The following is a 9,173-nucleotide window of genomic DNA, read 5'->3' on the forward strand; positions in this document are numbered from 1 at the left end:
AAGCAATTGCGCCGGATCCGGGAACGGCTCGTTCAGCGCATACCAGCGCGGATCGGTGTGACCGTGCGGGCTGACGATCGGCAGGTTTTTGACGCCGGCGTAGAGGTCGCGGGCAAGCGAGCGCGACTGCGCTTCGGGCGGAAACAGCAGGTCCGGATCGGTCAGCGCGACCATGGGAAAGGCGGCTCCTTCCAGGTTGAACATCGGTACGTTCGGGCAAAAGCGATGTCAACGTGGGCTCACAAACAGGCATCCTTGCGGCAAGCGGAAACAGGTGTTACGCCGCTTGTCATCAACGCTCGGGACACCGTCATGCAGCCCCGTCCAAAACCATCCGCCCTGTGATATGATGACCAGCAGCCATTTGTCCGACGCCTCGCTACACTCACTGCCCGAGCGGGTGACAATCCCCGGATATGACCGCAGCAAGGTCGTCCCGGGCATCGTGCATCTCGGCGTCGGCGCCTTCCATCGCGCTCACCAGGCAGCCTACGTCGACGACTGCCTGGCGGCAGGCGAGACAGGCTGGGGCATAACAGGCGTTTCGCTGCGCAGCGCCGACACGCGCGACGCGCTCACGCCGCAAGATGGGCTCTACACACTGGCGATCAGAAGCAGTGGAATCGAAAAACTTCAGGTCATCGGCTCGATCGGCGCGATGCTGGTGGCGCCGGAGGATCCGGACGCGGTGCTGGCCGTGCTGACCGATCCGCGCACCCGCATCGTCACGCTGACCATCACCGAAAAGGCCTATCTGAGAGCAGCGGGCGGCGGATTGGACACTGCTCATCCCGACATCGTCCACGATCTGGCAAACCGGGAAATGCCGAGGACGGCGCATGGTTTCCTGGCCGAGGCGCTTGCCCGGCGACGCGCCGCCGGCACGCCACCCTTCACTGTCCTGTGTTGCGACAACCTGCCCGCCAATGGCGCCACGCTGCACCGGCTACTGACCGAATTCGCCGAATTGCGCGACGCCAGGCTTGGCGTGAAGGGCGACGCTGGAATCGCCGACCACATCGCCCATCAGGTCGCCTTTCCCTCAAGCATGGTCGACCGCATCGTGCCGGCAACCACCGATGCCGACCGGGCGCGGATCGCAGAAGAACTCGGCGTCGAGGACGCCTGGCCCGTGATGACCGAACCGTTCTGCCAATGGGTGGTCGAAGACAATTTCCCCGGCGGCCGTCCGGCCTGGGAAGACTTCGGCGTCACCATGGTTAGCGATGTCGGCCCCTTCGAGGACATGAAGCTCAGGTTGCTCAACGGCTCGCATTCGGCCATCGCCTATCTCGGCCTGCTCAGCGGCCACGCCACCGTCGACCGTGCCTTCTCCGACCCGGCGATCCGGCAGTTCGTTGATGCATTGTGGGCCGAAGCTATCCTGACCCTGCCCGAGGATGCCGGATTGGACACGAGCGCCTATACTGCGGAACTCGCAGAGCGTTTTTCCAACACAGCACTTGCCCACCGCACGGCGCAGATCGCTAATGACGGCAGCCAGAAACTGCCGCAGCGCATCGTCGCTTCCGCCTTGGAGTGTATCGAAGCCGGGGCTGTGCCCGAACACCTGACGCTGGTGATCGCTGCCTGGATCGCGGCTTGCGAGGCACGCGGCAAGACCTTGCCGGAACGCCATTTCACCGATCCGCTCGATGTACCATTGGCAGCGCTTTTTGAACGAAGCCTGCCTACGGAAGAGATGGTGACGGCTGTGTTCGACCTCGCCGGCTTCACCAAGGACCACACCGGGCGTCAGACGCTGGTCGAGTTCGTGGCCACCCATCTCGTCCATCTCAAGCAGGGCGGGCCGGCCCTTGCCCTCGCCGCACTCGGCATACGAAGCGAGCAATCCTGAGCTATGACTTGACGGTTGTGATGGGGCGCAGACCGTTGACGGTGGCAGGACAGAGGGGGGCGCGAAGGATCGCTACAGAACGCCCCTTTGCGCTACTGCGCTCCGCTTTCGCTCTACCCGGATGATGAGGAGACAGCCGCCCCTTACGCCGGCAGGATAGCGCCTTCGAGCGTGGTGAGCTGGCTAAGGAACTGTTCCGCCTTGCTACGGGCCTGGTCGTCCTTGGCGTCGGCGGCATCTTCCTTGGCTTCCTGGATGCGGCGCGCGAGATCGGCGCGGTCAACATCTTTCACCGCCACAGCCGATTCCGCCAGCAGCGTGCAGCCGGCCGGAACGATGTCGGCGAAGCCGCCGAACACCACATAGCGCTCTTCGCCACCCGACGCGGTCTTCACCGTAACGACGCCCGGCTTGATCGTGGTCATGACCGGAGCGTGATGCGCCATCACCGTCATCTCGCCTTCGGCGCCCGGAATGACGACGGATTCGACCTGCTCGGAAACAAGCAGACGCTCCGGCGAGACCAGTTCGAACTTGAAAGCTTCAGCCATGGTGTCTCACAAACGCTTGGATCGAAGACAGCGCGGCTGACCCGCGCTGCCGAATGAGAAATTAAGCCGCTTCGGCCGCCAGGCGCTGGGCCTTCTCGACTGCTTCCTCGATGCCGCCGACCATGTAGAAGGCAGCTTCCGGAAGGTGGTCGTAGTCGCCGTTGCAGAGGCCCTTGAAGCCCTTGATGGTGTCGGCGAGGTCGACCAGCTTGCCCGGCGCGCCGGTGAACACTTCGGCGACGAAGAACGGCTGCGACAGGAAGCGCTCGATCTTGCGGGCGCGGGCGACGGTCTGCTTGTCCTCTTCCGACAGCTCGTCCATGCCCAGGATGGCGATGATGTCCTGCAGCGACTTGTAGCGCTGGAGGATCGACTGCACCTGGCGGGCGACGCCGTAGTGCTCGTCGCCGACGACCAGCGGGTCGAGCATGCGCGAGGTCGAGTCCAGCGGATCGACGGCCGGATAGATGCCCTTTTCGGCGATGGCGCGGTTGAGCGTCGTCGTCGCGTCAAGGTGGGCGAACGAGGTCGCCGGCGCCGGATCGGTCAAGTCGTCGGCGGGCACATAGATGGCCTGCACGGACGTGATCGAGCCCTTGGTGGTGGTGGTGATGCGTTCCTGCAGCGCGCCCATGTCGGTGGCGAGCGTCGGCTGATAGCCCACGGCCGACGGGATACGGCCGAGCAGAGCCGACACTTCCGAACCCGCCTGCGTGAAGCGGAAGATGTTGTCGACGAAGAACAGCACGTCCTGGCCCTGGTCGCGGAAATATTCCGCAACCGTCAGGCCGGTCAGGCCGACGCGGGCGCGCGCGCCCGGCGGCTCGTTCATCTGGCCATAGACGAGTGCGGCCTTGGAGCCTTCGCCGCCGCCCTTCTTGTTGACGCCGGATTCGATGAACTCGTGATAGAGATCGTTGCCCTCGCGGGTACGCTCGCCGACGCCGGCGAACACCGAGTAGCCGCCATGCGCCTTGGCGATGTTGTTGATCAGTTCCTGGATTAGCACGGTCTTGCCGACGCCGGCGCCGCCGAACAGGCCGATCTTGCCGCCCTTGGCGTAGGGAGCCAGCAGGTCGAGCACCTTGATGCCGGTGATCAGGATCTGTGCTTCCGTCGACTGCTCGACATAGGTCGGAGCCGGCTGGTGGATAGAGCGCATTTCAGTCGCGTCGACCGGGCCTTCTTCGTCGACGGGCTCGCCGATGACGTTGATGATGCGGCCGAGCATGCCCGGACCGACCGGCACGGTGATCGGCGCGCCGGTGTCACGCACTTCCTGGCCGCGAACCAGACCTTCGGTCGAGTCCATGGCGATGCAGCGCACGGTGTTTTCACCCAGATGCTGGGCGACTTCGAGCACGAGGCGGTTGCCGACATTGGTCGTCTCGAGCGCGTTCAGGATCGCCGGCAGGTGATCGCCGAACTGCACGTCGACGACGGCGCCGATGACCTGGCGGACCTTGCCGACAACGCCGGTTGCCTTGCTGGCCACTGCCGATGTCTTGGCAGCTGCGACCTTCGCAGGTGCTGGCGCCTTGGCCGGGGCCGCCTTCGCGGCTGCTACTGGAGCCTTTGCCGCCTTCGCGGGGGCTGCGGTCTTCGCGGCTGCGGCCTTGGGGGCTGCCGTCTTGGGGGTCGCTGCTTTCGCCATCGTCTTTACCCTTTTTCGTCCTTTGTTTCTCACGCGGTCCGGTCGCGGGTCGATAACCCGCGAACCGCGCCTAGAGCGCCTCGGCGCCCGAAATGATTTCGATCAGTTCCTTGGTGATCTGCGCCTGCCGCTGGCGGTTATAAGTGATCGACAACTTGTTGATCATCTCGCCGGCGTTGCGCGTCGCATTGTCCATGGCGCTCATCTTGGCGCCCATTTCGCCGGCCGCGTTTTCGAGCAGCGCCCGGAAAACCTGCACCGAGATGTTGCGCGGAATGAGGTCGGAGAGGATTTCGCCCGGTTCCGGCTCGTATTCGTAGACGGCATTGCCGCCATCGATCGCCTCGGCCGGGGCCGAAGCAACGCCTGCCGGGATGATCTGCTGCGCGGTCGGGATCTGGCTGATCACCGACTTGAACTGCGAATAGAACAGCGTGCAGATGTCGAAGCCGCCCTCGTTGAAGAGGTGGATGACCTTCTTGGCGATCGCATCGGCATTGACGAAACGCAGCGTCTTGACCTCGCGCAGGTCGACACGGTCGATGATCATCGAAGCATAGTCGCGGCGCAGGATATCGAAACCCTTCTTGCCGACGCAGATGATCTTGACCTGCTTGCCGTCGGCCAAAAGCCTGCGGATATGGTCGCGGGCAAGGCGGGCGATCTGCGAATTGAAGCCGCCGCACAGGCCGCGCTCGGCGGTGCAGACGACGAGCAGATGCACGTCATCCTTGCCGGTGCCGGTCATCAGCGCCGGGGCATCGCCGCCGCCGCCGATTGCCTGGGTGATGTTGGCCAGCACGGAACCCATGCGCTCCGAATAGGGGCGCGCCGCTTCCGCGGCCTCTTGCGCACGGCGCAGCTTCGCCGCGGCGACCATCTGCATCGCCTTGGTGATCTTCTGCGTCGCCTTGACCGAGGCGATACGGTTACGAAGGTCTTTTAATGAAGGCATGCTTCAAACCTGATCCCGTCTTGCAATTCGCTCAGGCGAAGGTCTTGGCGAAAGCGTCGATCTCGGCCTTCAGCTTGGCGCGCAGATCGTCCGACAGCGCCTTTTCCTTGCGGATGGCGTCGAGAACGTCCTTGCCGGCCGAGCGCATGTGGCTGAGCAGGCCATGCTCGAACTTGCCGACCTGGTTGACCGGCAGCTTGTCGAGATAGCCGTTGACGCCGGCAAAGATCACCGCGACCTGCTCTTCCGTCTTCAGCGGCGAGAACTGCGGCTGCTTCAGGAGTTCGGTCAGGCGCGATCCGCGGTTGAGCAGGCGCTGCGTGGCGGCGTCGAGATCCGAGCCGAACTGCGCGAAGGCCGCCATTTCGCGGTACTGCGCGAGCTCGCCCTTGATCGAGCCGGCAACCTGCTTCATCGCCTTGATCTGCGCGGCCGAGCCGACGCGGCTGACCGACAGGCCGACGTTCACCGCAGGACGGATGCCCTGGAAGAACAGGTTGGTTTCGAGGAAGATCTGGCCGTCGGTGATCGAGATCACGTTGGTCGGGATGTAGGCCGACACGTCGTTGGCCTGCGTCTCGATGATCGGCAGGGCGGTCAGCGAACCACCGCCCAGATCGTCGTTGAGCTTGGCGGCGCGCTCAAGCAGGCGCGAGTGCAGATAGAAGACGTCGCCCGGATAGGCTTCGCGGCCCGGCGGACGGCGCAGCAGCAGCGACATCTGGCGATAGGCGACGGCCTGCTTCGACAGATCGTCGTAGCTGATCAGCGCGTGCATGCCATTGTCGCGGAAATATTCGCCCATGGTGGCGCCGGCGAATGGTGCCAGGAACTGCATCGGCGCCGGGTCGGAAGCGGTGGCGGCGACGATGATCGAGTATTCGAGCGCGCCGCGCTCTTCCAGCACCTTGACGAACTGCGCGACGGTCGAGCGCTTCTGGCCGACGGCGACGTAGACGCAGTAGAGCTTTTCCTTCTCGGGGCCGTTGTCGTGCACCGACTTCTGGTTGAGCATCGTGTCGAGGATGATGGCGGTCTTGCCGGTCTGGCGATCGCCGATGACCAGCTCGCGCTGGCCGCGGCCGACCGGGATCAGCGCATCGATGGCCTTGAGGCCGGTCGACATCGGCTCATTCACCGACTTGCGCGGGATGATGCCGGGCGCCTTGACGTCGACGCGCTTGCGTTCGATCGCCTTGATCGGACCCTTGCCGTCGATCGGATTGCCGAGCGCGTCGACGACGCGGCCGAGCAGGCCGGGGCCGACGGGGACATCGACGATGGCGCCGGTGCGCTTGACGATGTCGCCTTCCTTGATGTCGCGGTCGGCGCCGAAGATGACGACGCCGACATTGTCGGCTTCGAGGTTGAGCGCCATGCCGCGGATGCCGCCGGGGAATTCGACCATCTCGCCGGCCTGGACATTGTCGAGGCCATAGACACGGGCGATACCGTCACCGACAGACAGCACCTGTCCGACTTCGGAGACCTCGGCCTCCTTGCCGAAATTCTTGATCTGGTCTTTCAGAATTGCGGAAATTTCCGCGGCGCGGATGTCCATCAGCCGACCTCTTTCAGTGCAAGCTTGAGCGAATTGAGTTTGGTTTTGAGCGACGTATCGATCTGGCGCGAGCCCATCTTGACCACCAGCCCGCCGAGCAGCGACGGATCGACGGTGACGGAGATGGCCACGTCCTTGCCGGCAACGCTCTTCAGCGCCGCCTTGAGTTCGGTCTGCTGGGCAGCGGTCAGCTCGTGCGCCGACGTCACTTCAGCAGCGGTCTCGCCACGATGTTCGGCGGCGATCTGGCGGAATGCCCTGATCATGCCGGGAATGGCGAACAGGCGGCGGTTGCGGGCGACGACGCGCAGGAAATTGCCGGTGAGGCCGGTGATCCCGGCCTTGTCGGCGATCGCCGCGATGGCCGTGGCCTGGTCCTCGCTGGAGAAAACCGGGCTGTTGATCAGCCGGGTGAGATCGGCGCTGCCCGCGAGCATCGCTTCGAAACTGTTGAGGTCGGCTTCGACCTTGGCCACGGAATTTGCCTGCAGGGCGAGTTCGAACAGCGAACCCGCATAGCGTTCTGCGACACCTGAGATTGGCGATGACGATTGAGCCACGGACCGTCTTTTCTCTTGTCTGACAGGCCGCAGATTGTTGGCGCGAGCAAAAACTCTGGCTAAATCTTTGACCTTACTGCATTTTTTCGAGCACGGAGGCGCGGCTTCCGCTATCCCCGGCCGAAAGTCGATTGCCGTCTAGCACAGGCATTTTAAGACCGCAATGCGTCGTTCCGCATGGTTTTCAGGCACTATTGTCGCATCCGTCGAAAGTCACCCGTCTTCCATCGCGGAATACCCAACGATTCAAGGCAGAAAGCCGAAGGCAAAGGCGAGCGGCAATGCCGCCAGCACCAATTCCACCACAATGGAAACCCAATTGAAAGGCGTGTTGGCGCCATCCGACATCATCGACAGCAGCCGGCCGAAGGCGGTGAACAGCCAGGAGAAGCCGAGCGCCATGTAGATCAGCGGCTGTGCCAAGAGGATGCAGCACAGACCGACGCCGAGATAGAAGCCCGACATCCTGCCGCGTCCCTCGGCGATCGCCGCAGCCTTCTCGGGCTTGACCTGCAAGCGTAAGGCACGGAAGGCGAGGCTCGGCGCCAGAAAGAACAAAAGCCCGAGCAGCACGGTGACGACGGCGCTCGACCACGCCAGCCATTCGCCCTGGCTCGTCGGCCACGGAAGCGCAAAATCCATCTTGTCCCCTCGAAATGCCTGTTTTGAAATTCCGGGCATTCTAGCGAAGGAAAGAACCCGCGCCAGATGGCATCAGGCACTTTAGGAAAAGCGCATCAGCTAAGCGCGAATTCGACCGCCGCCTCGGCATGAATGCGTGTCGTGTCGAACACGGGAATGTCGAAATCCTGTTGGCCGATGAGCATGGTGATCTCGGTGCAACCCATGATGACGCTATCGGCCGCCTCTTCGCGGCGTAGGCGTTCGGTCTCGGCGATATAGGCGGCCTTGGACGCTTCTGCCACGATCCCCTGGCACAGCTCGTCGTAGATGACATGGTGAACCATGTCGCGCCCGGCGGCATCGGGTATGACCGGCCGCAGACCGTATTTGTCGGCGAGCCGGCCCTTGTAGAAATCCTGCTCCATGGTGAAGCGCGTCGCCAGCAGCGCCGGGCGCCGCATGCCGGCGCGCTTGACCGCCACCGCGGTGGCATCGGCGATATGGATCAGCGGGATCGACACCGACGCCTGCACCTGGTCGGCCAGTTTATGCATGGTGTTGGTGCACAAAAGCAGACCTTCCGCGCCGCCGGCTTCAAGCTTGCGCGCCGACTCTACGAGAAGCACGCCCGCGCCGTCCCAGTCGCCGTGATGCTGCCGCTCGGCGATCTCAGCGAAGTCGAAGGACCACAGCAGAAGCCTCGCCGAATGCAAGCCGCCCAGCCGCTCGCGTACGATCTCGTTGAGCAGCCGATAGTAGATGGCGGTCGATTCCCAGCTCATGCCGCCCAGAAGGCCAAGGGTTTTCATATGATTTCCATTCCTCGCTGGAGGCAGTCTCTCGCCGAAAGCGCAACCTTACAAAAAGCTCTGTGGGTCGATGTCGACCTGCACCCTGACCGAGCCGCGCTGTTTCGGCCCATTGGCCAGCATCGCGCGAATAAACCCTTGCATGTCGGCGCGCCGTTCGCCCTGGATCAGCAGGCGGAAACGATGACGGCCGCCGAGCAGGGACAGCGGCGCCTCGGCCGGCCCTAGTACGAACAGGTCCGTCGCCTCGGGCGCGGCGCGGCGCAGGCCGCGTGCATGGCCCTCGGCTTCCGCTCGCGTCACCGCGCTGACGATGACGCCTGCCAGCCGGCCGAAGGGCGGCAACGCCGCCCGTTCGCGCTCGGCAATCTCGCGCTCGTAAAAGGCCTCCGAATCGCCGGAGATGATCGCCCGCATCACCGGATGATCCGGCTGGAAAGTCTGCAAAAGGCCAAGGCTCTTCTTGCCGGTGCGGCCGGCACGGCCAGTGACCTGGCTGAGCAGCTGGAAGGTGCGCTCGGCGGCACGCGGATCGCCATTGGCAAGACCGAGATCGGCATCGACGACGCCGACCAGGGTCATGTTGGGAAAGTTGTGGCCC

8 protein-coding genes and 2 pseudogenes are annotated in these 9,173 nt (G+C 63.9%); 1 reads left to right on the forward strand and 9 read right to left on the reverse strand.

The annotated features are described in order from the left end of the window. Positions 1-174 (reverse strand): annotated as a pseudogene (locus EN935_RS41990) (glucuronate isomerase); the annotation flags it as partial. Between the two features lie 175 nt (positions 175-349). On the opposite strand from EN935_RS41990, the gene EN935_RS12305 reads away from it, so the two are divergent. After that, positions 350-1,858, forward strand: a complete 1,509-nt coding sequence (locus EN935_RS12305; protein WP_206532388.1) for a mannitol dehydrogenase family protein — start codon at positions 350-352, stop codon at positions 1,856-1,858. A 143-nt stretch (positions 1,859-2,001) separates the two neighbouring features. On the opposite strand, the gene EN935_RS12310 is transcribed toward EN935_RS12305, so the two are convergent. The 8 genes and pseudogenes from EN935_RS12310 to EN935_RS12345 all read right to left on the reverse strand — a co-directional run. Further along, positions 2,002-2,409 carry a F0F1 ATP synthase subunit epsilon gene (locus EN935_RS12310; RefSeq protein ID WP_010912151.1) on the reverse strand — a complete coding sequence of 136 codons (408 nt, stop codon included), beginning with the start codon at positions 2,407-2,409 and terminating at the stop codon, positions 2,002-2,004. A 61-nt stretch (positions 2,410-2,470) separates the two neighbouring features. Then, entirely contained in the window at positions 2,471-4,063 is a 1,593-nt protein-coding gene (gene atpD, locus EN935_RS12315) for a F0F1 ATP synthase subunit beta (protein ID WP_164757715.1), read from the reverse strand. A gap of 70 nt (positions 4,064-4,133) precedes the next feature. Continuing rightward, positions 4,134-5,018, reverse strand: a complete 885-nt coding sequence (locus EN935_RS12320) for a F0F1 ATP synthase subunit gamma (protein ID WP_109664425.1) — start codon at positions 5,016-5,018, stop codon at positions 4,134-4,136. Positions 5,019-5,049: 31 nt separating this feature from the next. Beyond that, positions 5,050-6,579, reverse strand: a complete 1,530-nt coding sequence (atpA, locus tag EN935_RS12325; RefSeq protein WP_109664421.1) for a F0F1 ATP synthase subunit alpha — start codon at positions 6,577-6,579, stop codon at positions 5,050-5,052. Then, positions 6,579-7,139 (reverse strand): F0F1 ATP synthase subunit delta, encoded by a 561-nt coding sequence (locus tag EN935_RS12330; protein WP_127373345.1) that lies wholly within the window; start codon positions 7,137-7,139, stop codon positions 6,579-6,581. Before EN935_RS12330 ends, atpA begins: the two co-directional genes overlap by 1 nt. 246 nt (positions 7,140-7,385) lie before the next feature. Next, a complete protein-coding gene (locus tag EN935_RS12335; RefSeq protein WP_109664413.1) occupies positions 7,386-7,781 on the reverse strand; it encodes a DUF4345 family protein in 396 nt (131 codons plus the stop codon). A gap of 95 nt (positions 7,782-7,876) precedes the next feature. Continuing rightward, positions 7,877-8,572, reverse strand: coding sequence for an aspartate/glutamate racemase family protein (locus tag EN935_RS12340; protein ID WP_127264507.1), 696 nt, complete (start codon positions 8,570-8,572; stop codon positions 7,877-7,879). Between the two features lie 48 nt (positions 8,573-8,620). Beyond that, positions 8,621-9,173: pseudogene (locus tag EN935_RS12345) on the reverse strand (primosomal protein N'); the annotation flags it as partial.

This window comes from Mesorhizobium sp. M7D.F.Ca.US.004.03.1.1, assembly GCF_003998635.1.
Lineage (GTDB): Bacteria > Pseudomonadota > Alphaproteobacteria > Rhizobiales > Rhizobiaceae > Mesorhizobium > Mesorhizobium loti.